Consider the following 17193-nt stretch of genomic DNA (forward strand, 5'->3'; position numbering starts at 1 on the left):
CGATCTGTGCCGGTGACCCGGCACCGATCCGCGCTGCCTGGTGCGAGCTGGTGGCCACGACCGGCGCTACCTGGTGCGAGTGCTGCCGGGCTCGATCTGTGCCGGTGACCCGGCACCGATCCGCGCTACCTGGTGCGAGCTGGTGGCCACGACCGGCGCTGCCGGGTGCGAGCCGTAGCGCCGTAGTCGTGACACTGGCCACAATCTGCAATGAACTGGCCACTGTGAGACGCCGGGCTCGATCTGTGCTGCCCGGTGCGAGCGCTGCTGGGCTCGATCTGTGCCGGTGACCCGGCACCGATCCGCGCTCAAGCGCCAGTAGGGAAGTGTTGGGGTAATGCGTCTGTTCAGGTACCCACCCCCCGCCTGGCAAGCCAACGAGCCGCCCTGCCGACCCCCCACCCCTGGCGAGTGCTGCCGGGCTCGATCTGTGCCGGTGACCCGGCACCGATCCGCGCTGCCTGGTGCGAGCTGGTGGTCACGACCGGCGCTACCTGGTGCGAGTGCTGCCGGGCTCGATCTGTGCCGGTGACCCGGCACCGATCCGCGCTACCTGGTGCGAGCTGGTGGCCACGACCGGCGCTGCCCGGTGCGAGCCGTAGCGCCGTAGTCGTGACACTGGCCACAATCTGCAATGAACTGGCCACTGTGAGACGCCGGGATCGATCTGTGCTGCCCGGTGCAAGCGCTGCCGGTGACCACGACCGGCGCTGCCCGGTGCGAGCGAGCCGGGCTCGCGCTGCTGGGCGTGTATGTATAGGCTACACCCTAGCCGGACAGTTAAACACCCTTGGATTGATGTTCATCTAGGGTTACTTTTGCAATTGTTTGACATATTCCGGTTGAAGTCATAGAATCTAAACGTACACACTCACAACCAACGGGGGTTTTCATGGCCACAACATCCAAGCGCACCAGCACAGCCACACCCAAGCTAGCCCCTGCCGGGCAAGCGGTTGGATACGTCCGGGTTAGCAGCGCTGGCCAGAACGATGCCCGACAGTTGGATGGTGTCACTCTCGATAAGACATTCACCGACAAGGCCAGCGGCAAAGACACCCAGCGCCCCCAGTTGCAGTCCATGCTTGAGTTTGTCCGAGAGGGTGACTGCGTTTACGTTCACAGCATGGATAGGCTGGCGCGGTCTTTGAGCGATCTTGAGACCATCGTGAAGGGACTCACGGGGCGGGGTGTAGCGGTGACGTTCACCACCCAAGCCATGACGTTCACGGGTGATGATTCACCCATGAACACCCTGATGTTGCAACTATTGGGGGCCGTGGGGCAGTTTGAGCGAGCCCTGATCCGTGAGAGACAGCGAGAGGGTATTGCCATCGCCAAAGCCAAGGGGGGCGTTTACACGGGCCGCAAGCCATCGCTTGATGCAGCCGGGGTTATCGAGTTGCGGACGTTAGTGGCACAAGGGATACCAAAGGCGCGGATAGCTGAAAGGCTTGGTATCTCAAGAACGACGCTTTACGCCGCACTGGCAACGCCAGCGAACGGTTAACCCAAGTCCCAATCTGCAATGAACTGGCCACTGTGAGACGCCGGGCTCGCGCTGCTGGGTTCGATCTGTGCTGGTGACCCGGCAACCGAGCCGCGCTGCCTGGTGCGAGCCGTAGCGCCGTAGTCGTGACACTGGCCACAATCTGCAATGAACTGGCCACTGTGAGCCGCCGGGCTCGCGCTGCCGGTGGCATTGAATCAAATAGCTTAAAACGAGTTTGCCCGATATTGCTATGATTTGCATAGCGGGGTCTATTTGCACCCCTCCCCGCCGAAGGAAAGCAGGGAGTCTGGGTTCCACACCAAACATTGTGTAACAGTGTTGATGCCTGACCCGATGATCTGATCTGCCATGGCGACTACCGAACACCGACATGTTTTCACCAACACCGACACTCTGTTTTGTGTCGGTCTTGTCGGTATTGGCTTCCTTGGATATGTCAGTTGTTTCATGTCGGTCGATCGGCATAGGCCGAATCCCGCATGATTTGAGCGTTTGTGTAACTGTGCCACTCGATTTGCATCACGCTGCCTGGCGTGAGCCGCCGGGCTCGCGCTGCTGGGCTCTATCTGTGCCGGTGGCGCTGGCACTGAGCCGCGCTACCTGGTGGCCATGACCGGCGCTACCTGGTGCGAGTGAGCCGGGCTCGCGCTGCTGGGCTCGATCCGTTCTGGTGGCCACGACCGGCGCTGCCCGGTGCGAGCCGTAGCGCCGTAGTCGTGACACTGGCCACGCTCTGCAATGAACTGGCGACTGTGAGCCGCCGGGCTGCAAATTGGCATCATTAAGGCTGTGTCGGGTTATTATCAGGTCAAGTCACACGGTGTTACGGTGTAGCTTAATTGAGACAGATTGAAAAATGACGGTACTTTTGACGGTACTTATTTTTTGAGAAAAGTTTTTCGTCAATTAAATCAAGTGGTTACAAGCTCAACGCGGTTCCGGTCTCGCACCAACACCTGACAGTTCACCATAAATAAAGTGGCATCCGAGCATGACCGCAGCCAGCCAATCCCTTCCCCTTTCTGTTCCGCTCAAGCAGGACGCCACCATCATTGCCTTGGTGGGCTTGGCACATGCGGCTTCGCACTTCGGCCATCTGTTGTTGCCGCCGCTGTTTCCTGTGTTCATGGCTGAATTCAGCCTGAGTTTCTCACAACTGGGTGCGCTGGTGAGCGTGTTTTTTGTCGTGTCGGGGCTGGGCCAGGCATCTGCCGGATTTGTGGTGGATAAACTGGGCGCACGGCCTATGCTGTTTGCCGCTTTGACTTTGTTTGCGATGGCTTCGCTGCTGGCATCGATGGTGACAGGCTACAGCGGCCTGCTGCTGGTGGCAGCGCTGGCTGGCCTGGCCAATGCGACTTTTCACCCGGTGGACTTCACCATTCTGAACCAGCGTGTCTCGGCGCCGCGCCTGGGCCACGCCTTCAGCACCCATGGCCTGACCGGCAATCTGGGCTGGGCGGCGGCTCCGGTGTTTTTTGCCACTGTGACTGCCTTGAGCAATTGGCGCACGGCCTATGTTGCCGCAGCGCTGCTCTATGTGGGGGTGTTGGGGCTGCTGTGGATGCAACGCGACAAGCTCAAAACGCAGACGGTGGCGCACCCCGCCGACGCGCCCGCCGAGCACAGCATGGCGTTCATGAAGCTGCCGGTGGTGTGGTTGTGTTTTGCATTCTTTTTGCTCTCGACCATGACGCTGGCTGTGGTGCAGAGTTTTTCTGTTTCCATTCTCAAGGCCATGCACGGCATCTCTTTTGAAGCGGCCACGCTAACGCTCACCGCCTACATGCTGTGCGGCGCCTTCGGCATATTGGTCGGCGGTTTTGTGGCGGCCAAGTCGCGCCACAGCGACCGCGTGGTGGCACTGTCGATGTCGGTTGGGGCGGTGTTGCTGGCACTCTGCGGCACGGGCATTTTTGGCGCCAATCTGACCATGGTGGTGCTGGCAGCTACCGGTTTCGCCGTGGGCGTCGGTGGGCCGTCGCGCGACATGATGATCAAAAACGCCACACCCAAAGGCGCCACCGGCCGGGTCTATGGCCTGGTATATTCTGGGCTGGATAGCGGCTTTGCCATTTCACCGTTGATCTTTGGTGTCTTCATGGACCGCGGCTGGTACGGCGCCACCCTGTTGGGGGCGGCAGCCGTTTTGCTATTGAGCGTGGTGGCAGCGCTGGGGGTGGGGCAGCGCACGATTGTCAAGTCTTGAGTCAATGACCCTTGATGGTGTAAGTGCCGTCTTTCAGCCATTTGATCTCGGCATCCAGAAACACGGTTTTGAGTGCCGGTTTGTAGAGTTTGACCATGTCATGGGCTTCGCCACTGCGTCCTCCGGCACCACAAAAGAAGATGATGGGCTTGTCGGTTGGCAGTTTGTCGATGTTTTTCTCCAGCGCATTGACCGGCATGTTGATCGCCCCTTTGAAGGTGCCTGTGGCAAATTCTTGTGGATCACGCACGTCGATCAAATGCACGGTGTCAGGCGCTTCCTTGTAAATGCGTTCGAACGAGGTCACGGTGATGGTGCCTGACTCCTTGCCAGCCTCCATCACTGGCGCTTTGGTTTCAGGAGCCGCTGCTGCGCTTGCCGAGGGGCCTGGGCCATAGGCTTTGGCCCATGCCGGATAGCCTTCAGGCACGACCTTGACGTTGGTGTAACCCAATTTGATGGCCTTGGTAGCTGAGTCGTTGCTGAGCTTGCAGGCCAGACCGTCGCAATAAAAGAACAAGGGAGCCGCTTTGTCGGCAGGCAGCATTTCAGCAGCCAGCTTGTCGAATTGCAAATCCGGCAGATTGATAGCGCCCGGGATGTGCCCCACTTCGTACTTGCGCGCTTTGGGGCGTGCGTCGATCAGCGTCATCGGCGCTTTTTCGTCCATCAGTTTCTTCAGGTGCGCCACGCTCACGGCATGCAGGTTGCCGTTTTTGATCCAGTCGGGGAAACCTGCGGCGTACACCCGAATATTGGTGTAACCCAGTTTTTCTGCCTTGAAAGCCGAGTTGTGGCTCAGGATGCACTCGGGGCCATCGCAATAAAAAACCAGCAAGGTATTTTTATCGGGGGGCAGCAGCGTGGGCGCCAATTTGTCAAACATCGTGTCGGGGATGTTGACCGCAGTGGGAATATGGCCCAGATCGTATTTGCGCACGGCAGGGCGTGAGTCGATCACCATGACGCCATCGATCTTCGGCACCACGGCTTGCTGCTTGACGAAATCGACTTCGACCAGTTTGGTGTACCAATTCGCTTTGGGCTGCACGGCAGCTGCGTCTTGAGCCAGCGCGGCAGTGGAAACAAATGCCCCTGCGCTCATCATCAGGGATGCCAGAATGGCTGCATAAAGCGGGACTTTCTTGAACTTCATGGTGAACTCCTTTAGGGGGGAACGTTGAAAAAATAATTACATCAGGGTGAATTTTTCGGTTGATTCGTTGTAGCGCACCAGGGCGTACCACAACAGCAGCAGTCCCCCTGACATCAGCAGGGTGAGACCCCAGCCCGAGACCATGTCCGGCCAGTAGGCCTGAAAACCCACTGCGGTTTTCTCAAAGGTCTCGATGTTGGTTTCGTCGATCGACGTGAAATGGAATTTCTTGAGCAAAGCGCTGGCGGTAGAACCCATCCAGGCAAAGAAAAACATGCCGACCCATAGTTTCAGGTGGCCTTCACCCATGCGCCAGAGCGAGCCTGAGGCGCAGCCGCCGGCAAATACCATGCCGATGCCGAAGATCACCCCCCCCAGCAGGGAGCCGATCCAGAAGGTGGCGGGAATGGCGACATAGGGGTCGATGATTTTCTTTTGGAACAACAGCGCGGCCAACGGCAGGCCGATGGCCAGCGCCAGAATCACGGCCTTGGTCATCTCGCCCTCGCCAGTGACGAAGGGCTCGCGGAACGCCCGAGCAAAACACAGGCGCGAGCGGTGCAGAATGAAGCCGATGGCAAAACCGGCGATCACGATCAGCGCACGGACAACCAGCGTTTCAGTGCCCGAATACAGCCACATGGCGGCCCAGACGAGGATGGCCAGGGCGACCAGCAGTCCCATCCATGGATACGCATTCTTGACTCTCGGCGAGACCTGCAGCATGGGTGGTGCCTGGGTGCCCCATTCAATGTTTTCCATGGTCCACAGCAGCAGCTTGAAGCCGATCGCAGCACCGGCGAGCAGGCCCAGCCACATGGCCCAACCGGCGGGAGAGGAATGCAGCACCGGATTGAAAAAGCCCCCTGTGGTGCAACCCCCGGCGAGGGCGGCGCCGATGCCCATCAAACACCCGCCCAGCATGGCCCACAGGTATTCGAGTTTGGGTGGACGGCTCGGTGCAAACTGGCGCGACAACAAGGCGGCACAAAAGGAACCCAGCACCAGAGTGGTGTTCATCAGGGACATGCGGTGCATCCAGAAGCTGTCAAGCTCGGCCGGTACACCCAACAGCGGCCCCAGGCCGATCAGGTTGTTGACCCAGTCGCCCCAAAATTTGACGCCACCAAAGACGCCCCACACCATGCCGTTGACCATCAGGCCAAGAATGACCAGGACCAGCAGCACGGCCCCCATGTACGACGACCATTTTTTGACAAACAGCTTGTCGTAGTCCGACTTGAAGCCAGCCACCCATTTGGCGCTTGTTAAGTCACTCATCGTGTTTTCCTCTGGAGAGAAATTGGTTGAAACGATCAGCGCATGTCAGCTGCAACTGGCCGGTGCATCGCCGTCCTTTGCACCCTTGATCAGAAACGCCTTGATGTCTTCAAAGAGCTCTTTGTCAGGGGTATCGGCAAATTTTTCGGCCGCCTTGTTGCTTGACTTGATGCTGGCACGGTAGGCCTTGCTGATGTATTTGCTCACGGTATCCTTGCCCTTGGCGTGTTTGTCGGTGAGCAGATAAGCCGTCCATTCAGCCTTGGTCTTGGTGCTGGGGTTGATCGACCCAATCGGTGAGGCCACGTGGCACGAGGTGCAGACGCTGCGGTAGTAAACCCGGCCACGTTTCCAGTCAGCGTCATAGGCTTGCGCAGAGAAAGACGCACCCATCAAGGCGAGCAGGGCGACAACAGGTAAAGATTTGGATAATTTCATGATGGCTCCTAGAAAAATGAGAGTAATGATTAATGTTTCGAAATTTCGATTTCTTCCCAGCCCGTGATCATGGCTTTGACCTGCGAGGTGAGCTTGTGCCCGGTCGTAGCCAGATACAAGTGCGAGACCAGAAAGGCCAGCATCAGGAACGCGCCAATCGTGTGACCGGTGGCCACCCACTCCAGTTGCAGCGCGCTCAGTCCCCAGGCTGACCAGTCAGCGTAAAAAAGGTAGAGCCAGCCGGTGATCCACAGCAGCGGGCTGAGCAGCGTCAAGATGGCCAGATAGGTCAGGCGCTGGAGCGGGTTGTGCTTTTGCACTGGTGTGGGCCTGAACGGATGCGGCTCATCCTTGAAGATGCCCGACGAGTAGTAGCGCATGATCGCTACCACCTTGTCGGTGGTTGGGATGTACTGGCGCCATTCGCCGGTCGTGACGTGCCAGAAGATGGCAAAGATCCATAGCCCGACCAGGGTCCATGCGGCAATGGTGTGATAACCCACCGCTTGCTCGAACCCAAAAAGGGTGTAGGTGCCATGAATCTCGAAACCGGTCACCATCAGAGAAATGATCAAAGTTGCTTGTGACCAGTGCCAGAAGCGCACAAAGCCCTTGAATAAATAGACACGTTCAGTCATTTTGATTCTCCTTATGCCTTACGGCGTAACACGATCCGCATCGCACCATGACCCAGCACGCCGAGCAAGGTCAGCAGCACGAGACTCCAACCCAACTTGTCAAGCAGCGGGTTGGCACCACTGCCTGGCATATAAATGCCAGGCAAGCCAGCCAGGCGGCCGTCCTTGGCGTGGCATTCCACACAGCCCAGTGCCTTTTCCTTGGGCGCGACCATGTGGGTGATGGGCCAGTCCATTTGGGTCTTGATGAAGCCAAACTTGCCAGAATAGGGCACGCCCGACACTTTCACGCCGGCCTCAAGGGCCTTGTCCCACTCCAGGTTTTTCCAGTAACCGGTGTCATCATTGCCCGCAGTGTGCGGGGTCAGCAGGGTCAGGTTGACCGTGTCGTAGGGCTGTTTGCCGCCAAAACGCTTGACTGGCCAGATCATCGACTTGCCGTCAGTCGGGCTGCCCCCCAGCGTGTTGATACGGGTCACGTCCGCGTTCACATCAAGCTTGTCGGTCTTCAGTGTGTAGTTGACCTGGCCATTGAACCACACATAGACCGGTTTGACGTTCTCGGCCAGGATGAAGTCGCCCTTGCGCGATTCATAGGTGAGGCGGCCCTTGGCATCCTTCTTCTCAATATGCTTGCCGTTGGCATCACGCTGGCCAGCGGTGGACCAGTCCCAGTTCATCTTGGTGGCAATACCGCCGCGGGCAAACTCAGGGATATGGCAGGTCTGGCAGGCCAGTTTGGTGGCATGCTGGTTCAGGCGAGCCTCTTGCTTGTGCGGGCCGTTGCCGTGGCAGGAGACGCAGGTTTCAGGGGTGCCACTGTCTGCGGCACCGCGCAGGTGGGCACCCTTGGCTTCTTTGGCCGTGGGGGTGTAGCGGCTCCCGGCCACGTCGTGGCTGGAGGTCCTGTGGCAGGTGCCGCAGGTGAAGTCAAGACCAGAGGCATCCATGTGCACATCGAGTTCTTTCTCCGGGGCTGCCAAAGAACTGTCCATGTCGCCATGCTTGACACCGTCACCGCCCCCGCCATTGAAATGGCATGAGCCGCAGGTATCACGGCTGGACTTACCCACTTTCTGGGCAATTTTGGTGAGATCAATGGCTTTCAGGATCTTGCCTGATCCCGGCGGAAATTCCATGTCCTTGGTGACGACGTTGCCGGCCAGTCCAGACGGTTTCTTGTAGTTGCCGGTGGTGTCATGGCAAACCACGCAGTCCACGTTTTCTTCCGAGGTGAAGTCAAAGCTGGCATCTTTCCAGCCGTAACCCACGTGACAACTGTTGCACGCCGCTTCGTTGGAGGCAATGGAAATGCAGAAGTTGTTGACGACGTTTTTCTTGCCGAGCAACTGGTCGGTTTCGGGATTTTTGTATTCCCATTTCCAGTGCTTGGTACGGTGGATCTGGCCTGCTGCCTCGGTATGGCACGTCAGGCAGGCCTTGGTGACCTCTGGCCCGGAGGCAAACTCGCGCTGCAGCGCTTCAAACTTGGTGTGGTCGGCTGTGGTATTGAGCTTGACTGGCTTAGTCTCCTCAGCACTGGCTAAGCCCAATGCTGAGAATCCCATCCAACTGGCTAAACAGACCGCTAACGCGACACGGGTTGACTTGGACATCATCTGCGACCTTTCGTCATTTAGTTTTTAATATTCGAAACTAATGATAAGTATTCTCATGACCTTCATATCGTTACTCTTTGATAAAAGTCAATGAAACATAGGGAAAACCCTAGGCTTCGGACTCTAACCACAAAGCCTGAATCCGGACTGATGCGCTGCAAGCGTTGTCGTCCGGCTGCGATCTGGCGCAATTGGTTTGTCGGCACAATGGCGGCATGACTGAGACTTCTATTCCCCAAATCGGTGGCCACCTGCTGGTGCAGTGCCTGGTCGCACAAGGCGTTACGCACGCGTTTGGCGTGCCGGGCGAGAGCTATCTGGCGGTGCTCGACGGTTTCTACCGCTATCGCGACCAGATCAGCTTCATCATCAACCGGCAGGAAGGTGGTGCGGCCTTCATGGCGGAGGCGCAAGGCAAGCTCACCGGGCGCCCAGGCGTGTGTTTTGTCACACGCGGGCCAGGTGCCACCAACGCCTCGATCGGTGTGCATACCGCGTTTCAGGATTCCACGCCGATGGTGCTGTTCGTCGGCGACGTGGCCAGTGACACACGCGACCGAGAGGCATTTCAGGAAGTGGATTATCAGAGCTTTTTTGGGCCAAGTACCAAGGGTTTTGCCAAGCGCGTGGAGCGCGTTGACGATGTGGCCCGGATCCCGGAGTACGTGGCGCGCGCCTTCGCCACCGCCATGAACGGCCGGCCCGGCCCGGTGGTGCTGGTGCTACCCGAAGACATGCTGATCCAAGCCGTGTTGGTGAACCCGCTCACCGGCGCGTTGCCCGCGGCCCTGCCGTATGTGCCTGCCGTTGAGTGCCATCCGGGCAGTGAGCCTTTGTCAAAATTGCGTGAGGCGCTGTTGCAGGCGCAACGTCCGCTGGTGATCGCGGGCGGCCCGGCTTGGTCGCCTGAAGCGGCTCAAGCACTGCAGCGTTTTGTTGAAAAATGGCAACTTCCGGTGGCCAATGCCTTCAGGTTTCAGGACACCTTTGACAACCACCACCCGCTCTATGCGGGCGATGTGGGCATTGGCATCAACCCCAAGCTGGCGGCGCGCATTCAGGACAGTGACCTGATTTTGTCCCTTGGCCCCCGCCTCGGTGAGATGACCACGGGCGGCTACTCCCTGATAGAAGCCCCGCTGCCCAAACAAAAGCTGGTGCACATCCATGCCAGTGGTGAAGAGCTCAACCGGGTGTTTCAGGCGCATCTGGCGATCCAGGCCAGTCCGGCACAGGCCGCACTGGCACTGGCTGGCCTGCCTGCACCTGATGACGTGCCATGGGCAGGCTGGGCGCGAGACTGTCACGCCGACTATCTGGCCAATCTGGTGCCGCAGCCCCTGCCGGGCTTGATCGACATGCCCGCCGTGGTTGCGACGCTGCAAAAGCATTTGCCTGTCGATGCCGTGGTGACCAATGGGGCGGGTAATTTTGCCAGTTGGGTGCATCGCTTCTATCGTTACCACGGCTGGGCCAAAGGCTGCAAAACGCAGCTTGCACCCACCAACGGCGCCATGGGCTATGGCGTGCCGGCCGGCATTGCCGCGGCCATCATCACCGGCCGGCTGGCCTTCACCATTGCCGGTGATGGCGACTTTTTGATGAACGGGCAGGAGTTGGCCACCGCCGTGCAATATGGCGCCAAAACCGTCATCGTGCTGCTCAACAACGGCATGTTTGGCACCATTCGCATGCACCAGGAGCGAGAGTACCCGCAGCGCGTGGCGGGCACGTCATTGGCCAACCCAAACTTTTGCGCGCTGGCCCAGGCCTACGGCTACGCCGCAGAACGCATCACGCGTACCGATGAATTTGAGCCGGCTTTGCTGGCCGCGTTGCAGCGCGCGCAGGGCACGCTGATCGAGGTCATGCTGGACCCGCAGGTGATCAGCACGCGCGGCACGCTGGACGCCATCACGCGGGCTGCGCTGGAACGGTAAGAAGAAAGGCGCTGACCAGCTTATCAAACCTGGCATTTCTTTCACTCGAAAAACGGGAGCCAAAAAAAGCCAGCTTGCGCTGGCTTTTCAATGAAGCTGGAAAGACTTATTTGGCCATATCGACACCGTAGAACACGTGGGTGCCAAACGGGCTGATCTTGAAGTCGATCACTTCCTTTCGGACAGGTTTTAGCGCCACCGCGTGCGCAATGGTGAACCAGGGTGCCTGCTGTTTGAACACCACCTGGGCTTGTTCGTAAAGCTTGGTGCGTTCAGCCTGGTTGGAGGTCACCTTGGCCTTCTGGATCAGGTCTTCGAACGGCTGGTAGCAGAACTTGGCCACGTTGGAGCCATTGGTCTTGGCCGAGGCGCAACCCAGCAGCACGTTCAGGAAGTTGTCCGGGTCGCCGTTGTCGCCGGTCCAGCCCAGCATGCCCATCTGGTGCTCGCCAGCCTGCATGCGCTTGCGGTACTCGCCCCATTCAAAGCTCTTGATCTCAGCCTTGATGCCTACCTTGGCCAGGTCAGCCTGCATCAGCTCGGCAATGCGTTTGGCGTTGGGGTTATAGGGGCGCTGCACCGGCATGGCCCACAGGTCGGTGGTGAAACCGTTGGCCAGACCCGCTTCAGCCAGTAGTTTTTTGGCGGCTGCCACGTCATACATGTCGTCTTTGACCGACTTGTTGTATGACCACATGGTGGGCGGAATCGGGTTGGTGGCTGGCACGCCGGTACCCAGATAAACGGCATCGACAATGGCTTTTTTGTTGATCGCCATGTTCACCGCCTTGCGCACACGCAGGTCGTCAAACGGCTTTTTGGTGGTGTTGTAGGCGAGGTAACCCACGTTCAGGCCGGGTTTTTCCAGGACCGTGACTTTGGCATCCTTGCGCATGGCAGGCACGTCAGCCGGGTTGGGGTAGGGCATGACATGGCATTCGCCTTTTTGCAGCTTGGCCCAGCGCACCGACGCGTCGGGCGTGATGGCAAAAACCAGATCGTCGATCTTGGCCTTGCCAGCCCAGTATTGCGGGAATGCCTTGTAGCGGATCAGCGCATCCTTTTGGTATTGCACCAGGGTGAACGGGCCGGTGCCCAGGGGTTCCTGGTCGATTTTTTCGGGGGTGCCAGCCTTGAGCATGGCAATGGCGTATTCCTTGGATTGCACGCCATTGTGCGGCATGGCCATGTTGGCCAGGAACGGTGCTTCGGGTGCGTTCAGCGTGATCTTGACGGTGTAGTCATCAACCTTGTCCACCGACTTGAGCAACTTGGGCATGTCCATGTCATCAAAGTACGAGTGGTTGGAACTGGTGACCTTGAAGTAGGGGTCGTTCTTTATCCACTGGCGCTCGATCGAGAAAATGAAGTCGTCGGCATTGAAGTCGCGTGTGGGCTTGAAGTTTTTGTTGCTGTGGAACTTCACCCCTTTGCGCAGGTGAAAGGTATATTCCTTGCCATCCTTGGAGATGTCCCAGCTTTGCGCCAGGGCAGGCAACACCTTTGTGCCGCCACGCTCGAATTGCACCGGGGTGTCATAGATTTGCACGCCAGCATCAAACGAGGTACCCGTGGTGTTGATGCCGGGGTAAAAGTTTTCAGGGCTGCCTTCAGAGCAATACACCAGCGTCTTGGCGCCAGCCTGGCTCACGGCCAGCAGCGCAGGCAGTGCCAGGGCACATAGCGCCGCGCGCTTGAGCGCAAATGTGCGCCTTGATTTCAAAACAGTCATCTTGTGGACTCCTACAGGTTAATGCTGCGCTGCAGCGGGTTGGATAAATTGTTCAGCCAGATGACAAGCCACTTGCCTGCCAGCCAGCATGCGCAACACCGGGCGTTCATTGTGGCACTGTGCCGTCACGTGCGGGCAGCGCGTCGAAAACACACAACCGCTGGGTGGATTCAAAGGCGAGGGCAATTCACCCGTGAGCACGATGCGCTGCTTGGCGGCACCGGTGCCGACAATGCCGGGCGTGGAAGCCAGCAGCGCCTGCGTGTAGGGGTGCAGTGGCTGCGCAAAAACGGTTTTCTTCTCGCCCTGTTCGACCGCATGGCCGAGGTACATCACCAGCACATCGTGGGCAATGTGGCGCACCACGCCGAGGTCGTGCGAGATGAACAAATAGGCCAGGCCCAGCTCCTGTTGCAAGTCGGCGAGCAGGTTGAGCACTTGCGCCTGGATCGACACGTCGAGCGCCGACACCGGCTCGTCAGCCACGATCAGTGCGGGCTTGAGCATCAGCGCGCGGGCAATGGCGATGCGCTGGCGCTGGCCGCCGGAAAACATGTGCGGGTAGCGATCGTAATGCTCGGGGCGCAAGCCCACCAGCGCCAGCATGGCGCGGGCCTGCTCGGCGCGAGTCTTGGTGTCCAGCGTGGTATTGATTTCCAGCGGCGCCTCCAGGATGGCGCCGATTTTCTTGCGCGGATTGAGCGAGCCAAAAGGGTTCTGGAACACCAGTTGCACCGTGCGTCGCAAGGCATGACGCTCGGCTGCGCTGGCCTTGACCACGTCAACACCACCCAGCGACAACTCGCCGGAAGTGGGCACCTCGATCAATGACACCATGCGTGCCAGGGTGGATTTGCCACAGCCGGACTCACCCACCACGGCCAGTGTTTTGCCCGGCAGCACGGTGAACGACACGCCGCTGACCGCTTGCAGATGGTCGGCCGGGTGCATGAAACCCCGGCTGATTTTGTAAACCTGTTTCAGGTCGCGGGCCACCACCACGGGTGCTGCGGTTGGTTCAGTCGTGTTGTCGGGCAGGCTCATGGCTTGACCCCTGGCAAGGGGTAATGGCAGCGCACCATGCCGCTTTGCCATTCGCGCAATTCGGGGCGATCAGTGCGGCAGTGGTTGTTGGCGTAGATGCAGCGCGGCGCAAACAGGCAGCCAACTGGGCGGTCGTACAGGCCGGGCACCATGCCGGGAATGGTGGCCAGACGCGCGGCGCCGTCGCTGCGCTCGGGCATGGCGGCCAGCAGGGCCTCGGTATAGGGGTGTTGCGGCGCATCGAAAATATCGTGCGCGCTGCGTGTCTCCATGATCTGGCCGGCGTACATCACGGCCACGCGCTGCGCCATTTCCGACACCACGCCCATGTTGTGGGTGATCAGCACCAGCGCCATGTTGAGGTCTTTTTGCAGGGTGCGCAGCAGGTCCAGAATCTGCGCCTGGATGGTCACGTCGAGCGCGGTGGTGGGCTCGTCGGCAATCAGCAGCTTCGGGCTGCAGGAAATCGCCATGGCAATCATCACGCGCTGGTTCATGCCGCCCGACATCTGGTGCGGGAACACGTTCAGGCGGCTCTCGGGGGCCGGAATACCGACCTGCTCCAGCAGTTCGATCGAGCGCTTGCGCGCCGCCTTGGTGTCCATCCCCATGTGCAGCTTGAGCGTTTCTGCCAGTTGAAACCCGACGGTAAAGCAGGGGTTGAGGCTGGTCGTAGGGTCCTGAAAGATCATCGCCACGTCTTTGCCGGTGAGCTTGGCTCTGGCATTGGCTGACAGCTTGAGCAGATCATGGCCGTCAAAGCGCAGCTTGTCGGCCGTGACCTCGCCCGGAAACGACACCAGGCCCATCAACGCCATCATGGTGACGCTTTTGCCCGAGCCCGATTCGCCCACGATGCCCAGCACATCACCGGCCTCCAGCGACAGCGACACGCCATCGACCGCGTGCATCACCGCCGTCTTGGTCGGAAACTTGACGGAGAGGTTTTCTATTTCAAGCAGCGCCATAAATTGACTTTGTCAACGTTTGAGTTTGGGGTCAAACGCGTCGCGCAGGCCGTCACCCAGCAGGTTGAAGGCCAGCACGGTGATCAAAATGGCCAGGCCGGGGAAGGTGACGACCCACCAGGCGCGCAGCACAAACTCGCGCGCGTCGGCCAGCATGGTGCCCCACTCGGGCGACGGTGGTTGTGCCCCCAGTCCCAGAAAGCCTAAAGCGGCGGCGTCCAGAATGGCAGCCGAGATGCCAAGCGAGGCTTGCACGATGAGTGGTGCCGTGCAATTGGGCAGCACCTCGTTGAACATCAGGCGCAGGTGGCCAGCGCCGTTCATGCGTGCTGCGGTCACATAGTCGCGGCTCATTTCGGTGATGACGGCCGCCCGTGTGATGCGCACGTAATGCGGCAACACCACCACGGCCACCGCCAGCATGGCGTTCATGAGTCCAGGGCCCAAAATGGCCACGATCACAATTGCCAGCAGCAGGCTGGGCAGCGTCAGGATGATGTCCATCAGCCGCATCACCGCCACTTCGAAGATGCCGCGAAAGTAGCCCGCAGTCAGGCCCAGCACGGTGCCCAGCACCACCGACAGCGCCACCACGGCCAGGCCAATGGCCAATGACAGGCGGGCGCCATGAATCAGTCGCGACAAAATATCGCGGCCAATGGCATCGGTGCCGAGCCAGTGCGCGTTGGAGCCGCCAGTCTGCCAGGCCGGCGGCGTTAAAAAGACGCTGGGGTCGGTGTCGTTGGGCGCATAGGGTGCAATCCAGGGCGCAAACGCGGCCATCAGCAGCACCGCCAGCACAATGACCAGGCCCGCCACCGCGCCTTTGTTGGAACTGAAATAGTCCCAGAACTCGCGCAAGCGGTGCGGCGGCTCGATCAGGGCAGGAGTGTCGGCAAGGGTGGTCATGGTGGGGCTTTTAGTGCCGGATGCGCGGGTTGATGATGCCGTAGGTCACGTCCACCAGCAGGTTGACGACCATGACCATGCCGCCCAGCAGCAACATGCCGCCCTGCAGCACGGGGTAGTCGCGCCGGCCGATGGCTTCGATCATCCATTTGCCCACGCCGGGCCACGAAAAAATGGTCTCGGTCAGGATGGCGCCGGTGAATAACACGCCCACCTGCAGGCCGATCACCGTGATCACCGGGATCAGCGCGTTGCGCAGCGCGTGCAGCGCCACCACCCGAAAATTGGACAAGCCCTTGGCACGCGCCGTGCGGATGTAGTCTTCGCCCAGCACTTCGAGCATGCTTGATCGCGTCATGCGGGCAATGACGGCGAGCGGGTTGGTGCCCAGCACAATGGTCGGCAGAATCAGGTGCGTGGCAGCGGACCAGAAGGCATCCATGTCGCCAGCCAGCCAGGTGTCGATCAGCAGGAAACCCGTTACCGGCTCAATGAAATACTGCACGGCGATGCGCCCGGACACCGGGGTCAGGTCGAGCTGCACCGAAAACAGCAGGATCAGCAGCAGGCCCCACCAGAAAATCGGCATCGAGTAGCCGGTGAGCGACACGCCCATGACGCCATGGTCCAGAATCGTATTGCGCTTGACCGCCGCCAGGATGCCCGCCGGGATGCCAATGATCAGCGCGAACAAAATGGCACACACCGCCAGCTCGATGGTGGCCGGAAACAGCGCCATGAATTCATTGAGAACGGGTTCATGGGTGATGATGGATTTGCCCAGATCGCCTTGCAGCACACGGCCAATGTAGATGCCGTATTGCACCAGCACCGGGCGGTCCAGGCCGTAGGCCTTGAGCAGTTCGGCATGGCGGGCGGCATCGATGCCGCGCTCGCCGGCCAGGGTTTCGATGGGGTCGCCCGGCACCATGCGGATCAGGAAGAACGCGACCAGTGTCATGCCGATGAAGGTGGGAATGATCAGGCTGAAACGGGTCAGAAAGAAACGGAGCATCGGCGAACGATTGGTGTTGTTGGGCAGAATGATGCCACAAACAAAAGGCCGACTTGCGTCGGCCTTTCAAACACTGCGCGGGGCAGAATTATTTCAAATGTTTGCCGATCAGACCGGCCATTTCGAACATGGTGACTTGCGCCTTGCCAAAAACTTCCCTGAGCTTGGCATCGGCGTTGATCAGGCGTTTGTTGATGGCGTCTTGCAGTTTGTTGGCCTTGATATAGACCCACAGTTGCTTGACCACCTCGGTGCGCGGCAGCGGTTTGCCACCGACGATGGCAGCCAGCGCGGAGCTGGGCGTCATGGCTTTCATGAAAGCGGCGTTGACGGTGCGCTTGGCAGCAGGAGCTTTTTTGACTGCAGCCTTTTTGGCAGGAGCCGCTTTTTTGGCGGGCGCAGCCTTTTTGGCGGGCGCAGCAGCTTTTTTGGCGGCTACCTTTTTAGCGGGTGCCGCAGCTTTTGCCGGGGCAGCTTTTTTAGCCGGTGCGGCTTTGGTAACAGGTGCCGCTTTTTTAGCTGGCGCTTTTTTTGCAGTTGCCATGTGAATGTCCTTTTGGTAGTTGATCAAACACCAGCAAAAAAAGATTGGCTGGTTGGAGGCGAATCCTACTGGAGAAATTAGCGTATTCATAGGGGGAAGACGCTAATTTCTCAAGGAATAAGTCATTTGTGTTGCGTTTTTTACCGATTTACAATTTTCCGAACCCTTCAACCCATGCCTGTCGATT

Annotated in this window: 17 protein-coding genes; 4 read left to right on the forward strand and 13 right to left on the reverse strand. The window is 59.2% G+C overall.

Going from position 1 to position 17193, the window contains the following annotated elements; translation table 11 throughout:
- Window positions 1-223: hypothetical protein (locus tag PHF15_RS02370; protein ID WP_300118640.1), on the reverse strand; the 223-nt coding region annotated here is incomplete at its 3' end.
- Between the two features lie 241 nt (window positions 224-464).
- On the opposite strand from PHF15_RS02370, the gene PHF15_RS02375 reads away from it, so the two are divergent.
- Window positions 465-602, forward strand: a complete 138-nt coding sequence (locus PHF15_RS02375) for a hypothetical protein (RefSeq protein ID WP_300118643.1) — start codon at window positions 465-467, stop codon at window positions 600-602.
- 290 nt (window positions 603-892) lie between these two features.
- Window positions 893-1510, forward strand: a complete 618-nt coding sequence (locus tag PHF15_RS02380) for a recombinase family protein (RefSeq protein ID WP_300118645.1) — start codon at window positions 893-895, stop codon at window positions 1508-1510.
- Window positions 1511-2032: 522 nt separating this feature from the next.
- On the opposite strand, the gene PHF15_RS02385 is transcribed toward PHF15_RS02380, so the two are convergent.
- Window positions 2033-2236, reverse strand: a complete 204-nt coding sequence (locus PHF15_RS02385) for a hypothetical protein (protein WP_300118647.1) — start codon at window positions 2234-2236, stop codon at window positions 2033-2035.
- A 268-nt stretch (window positions 2237-2504) separates the two neighbouring features.
- On the opposite strand from PHF15_RS02385, the gene PHF15_RS02390 reads away from it, so the two are divergent.
- Window positions 2505-3722 (forward strand): MFS transporter, encoded by a 1218-nt coding sequence (locus PHF15_RS02390; protein ID WP_300118649.1) that lies wholly within the window; start codon window positions 2505-2507, stop codon window positions 3720-3722.
- A 1-nt stretch (window position 3723) separates the two neighbouring features.
- Here the strand turns inward: PHF15_RS02390 and PHF15_RS02395 are convergent, their stop codons facing one another.
- From PHF15_RS02395 to PHF15_RS02415, 5 genes are read right to left on the reverse strand one after another with little or no spacing between them, the layout of a single operon-like run.
- Window positions 3724-4878: a rhodanese-like domain-containing protein gene (locus tag PHF15_RS02395; protein ID WP_300118651.1), complete on the reverse strand. Its 1155-nt coding sequence runs from the start codon at window positions 4876-4878 to the stop codon at window positions 3724-3726.
- Between the two features lie 36 nt (window positions 4879-4914).
- Window positions 4915-6159 (reverse strand): YeeE/YedE thiosulfate transporter family protein, encoded by a 1245-nt coding sequence (locus tag PHF15_RS02400; RefSeq protein ID WP_300118653.1) that lies wholly within the window; start codon window positions 6157-6159, stop codon window positions 4915-4917.
- A gap of 45 nt (window positions 6160-6204) precedes the next feature.
- Entirely contained in the window at window positions 6205-6597 is a 393-nt protein-coding gene (locus PHF15_RS02405; RefSeq protein WP_300118656.1) for a hypothetical protein, read from the reverse strand.
- 29 nt (window positions 6598-6626) lie between these two features.
- Complete coding sequence (locus PHF15_RS02410; protein ID WP_300118660.1) at window positions 6627-7235, reverse strand: cytochrome b/b6 domain-containing protein; 609 nt, start codon at window positions 7233-7235, stop codon at window positions 6627-6629.
- 11 nt (window positions 7236-7246) lie between these two features.
- Window positions 7247-8788, reverse strand: a complete 1542-nt coding sequence (locus tag PHF15_RS02415; protein WP_300118662.1) for a tetrathionate reductase family octaheme c-type cytochrome — start codon at window positions 8786-8788, stop codon at window positions 7247-7249.
- A gap of 281 nt (window positions 8789-9069) precedes the next feature.
- Here PHF15_RS02415 and PHF15_RS02420 point away from each other — a divergent pair, with 281 nt between their 5' ends.
- Window positions 9070-10794 carry a thiamine pyrophosphate-binding protein gene (locus PHF15_RS02420; RefSeq protein WP_300118665.1) on the forward strand — a complete coding sequence of 575 codons (1725 nt, stop codon included), beginning with the start codon at window positions 9070-9072 and terminating at the stop codon, window positions 10792-10794.
- A gap of 106 nt (window positions 10795-10900) precedes the next feature.
- Here PHF15_RS02420 and PHF15_RS02425 read toward each other — a convergent pair whose 3' ends face one another.
- From PHF15_RS02425 to PHF15_RS02450, 6 genes are all read right to left on the reverse strand, one after another.
- A complete protein-coding gene (locus PHF15_RS02425; RefSeq protein WP_300118666.1) occupies window positions 10901-12526 on the reverse strand; it encodes an ABC transporter substrate-binding protein in 1626 nt (541 codons plus the stop codon).
- Window positions 12527-12544: 18 nt separating this feature from the next.
- Window positions 12545-13570 (reverse strand): peptide ABC transporter ATP-binding protein, encoded by a 1026-nt coding sequence (locus PHF15_RS02430; RefSeq protein ID WP_300118669.1) that lies wholly within the window; start codon window positions 13568-13570, stop codon window positions 12545-12547.
- On the reverse strand, window positions 13567-14538 hold the full coding sequence (locus tag PHF15_RS02435; RefSeq protein ID WP_300118672.1) for an ABC transporter ATP-binding protein: 972 nt from the start codon (window positions 14536-14538) through the stop codon (window positions 13567-13569). The genes PHF15_RS02430 and PHF15_RS02435 overlap by 4 nt, the downstream gene beginning before the upstream one ends.
- 12 nt (window positions 14539-14550) lie before the next feature.
- A complete protein-coding gene (locus PHF15_RS02440) occupies window positions 14551-15447 on the reverse strand; it encodes an ABC transporter permease subunit (protein WP_300118675.1) in 897 nt (298 codons plus the stop codon).
- 10 nt (window positions 15448-15457) lie between these two features.
- The gene (locus PHF15_RS02445) at window positions 15458-16462 is read right to left on the reverse strand and encodes an ABC transporter permease subunit (protein WP_300118677.1); all 1005 of its coding nucleotides are present in this window, start codon (window positions 16460-16462) and stop codon (window positions 15458-15460) included.
- A gap of 88 nt (window positions 16463-16550) precedes the next feature.
- Window positions 16551-17006 carry an SWIB/MDM2 domain-containing protein gene (locus PHF15_RS02450; protein WP_300118680.1) on the reverse strand — a complete coding sequence of 152 codons (456 nt, stop codon included), beginning with the start codon at window positions 17004-17006 and terminating at the stop codon, window positions 16551-16553.
- Between the last annotated feature and the right edge of the window lie 187 nt (window positions 17007-17193).

This window comes from Rhodoferax sp. (assembly GCF_028689295.1).
Lineage (GTDB): Bacteria > Pseudomonadota > Gammaproteobacteria > Burkholderiales > Burkholderiaceae_C > Rhodoferax.

What these genes read in the sequence shown, in the direction of transcription:
- PHF15_RS02425 (WP_300118666.1), bottom strand. Translation starts at nt 12,526, where the DNA reads ATGACTGTTTTGAAATCAAGGCGCACATTTGCGCTCAAGCGCGCGGCG.
- PHF15_RS02380 (WP_300118645.1), top strand. Translation starts at nt 893, where the DNA reads ATGGCCACAACATCCAAGCGCACCAGCACAGCCACACCCAAGCTAGCC.
- PHF15_RS02390 (WP_300118649.1), top strand. Translation starts at nt 2,505, where the DNA reads ATGACCGCAGCCAGCCAATCCCTTCCCCTTTCTGTTCCGCTCAAGCAG.
- PHF15_RS02405 (WP_300118656.1), bottom strand. Translation starts at nt 6,597, where the DNA reads ATGAAATTATCCAAATCTTTACCTGTTGTCGCCCTGCTCGCCTTGATG.
- PHF15_RS02440 (WP_300118675.1), bottom strand. Translation starts at nt 15,447, where the DNA reads ATGACCACCCTTGCCGACACTCCTGCCCTGATCGAGCCGCCGCACCGC.
- PHF15_RS02450 (WP_300118680.1), bottom strand. Translation starts at nt 17,006, where the DNA reads ATGGCAACTGCAAAAAAAGCGCCAGCTAAAAAAGCGGCACCTGTTACC.
- PHF15_RS02430 (WP_300118669.1), bottom strand. Translation starts at nt 13,570, where the DNA reads ATGAGCCTGCCCGACAACACGACTGAACCAACCGCAGCACCCGTGGTG.
- PHF15_RS02435 (WP_300118672.1), bottom strand. Translation starts at nt 14,538, where the DNA reads ATGGCGCTGCTTGAAATAGAAAACCTCTCCGTCAAGTTTCCGACCAAG.
- PHF15_RS02400 (WP_300118653.1), bottom strand. Translation starts at nt 6,159, where the DNA reads ATGAGTGACTTAACAAGCGCCAAATGGGTGGCTGGCTTCAAGTCGGAC.
- PHF15_RS02445 (WP_300118677.1), bottom strand. Translation starts at nt 16,462, where the DNA reads ATGCTCCGTTTCTTTCTGACCCGTTTCAGCCTGATCATTCCCACCTTC.
- PHF15_RS02395 (WP_300118651.1), bottom strand. Translation starts at nt 4,878, where the DNA reads ATGAAGTTCAAGAAAGTCCCGCTTTATGCAGCCATTCTGGCATCCCTG.
- PHF15_RS02420 (WP_300118665.1), top strand. Translation starts at nt 9,070, where the DNA reads ATGACTGAGACTTCTATTCCCCAAATCGGTGGCCACCTGCTGGTGCAG.
- PHF15_RS02410 (WP_300118660.1), bottom strand. Translation starts at nt 7,235, where the DNA reads ATGACTGAACGTGTCTATTTATTCAAGGGCTTTGTGCGCTTCTGGCAC.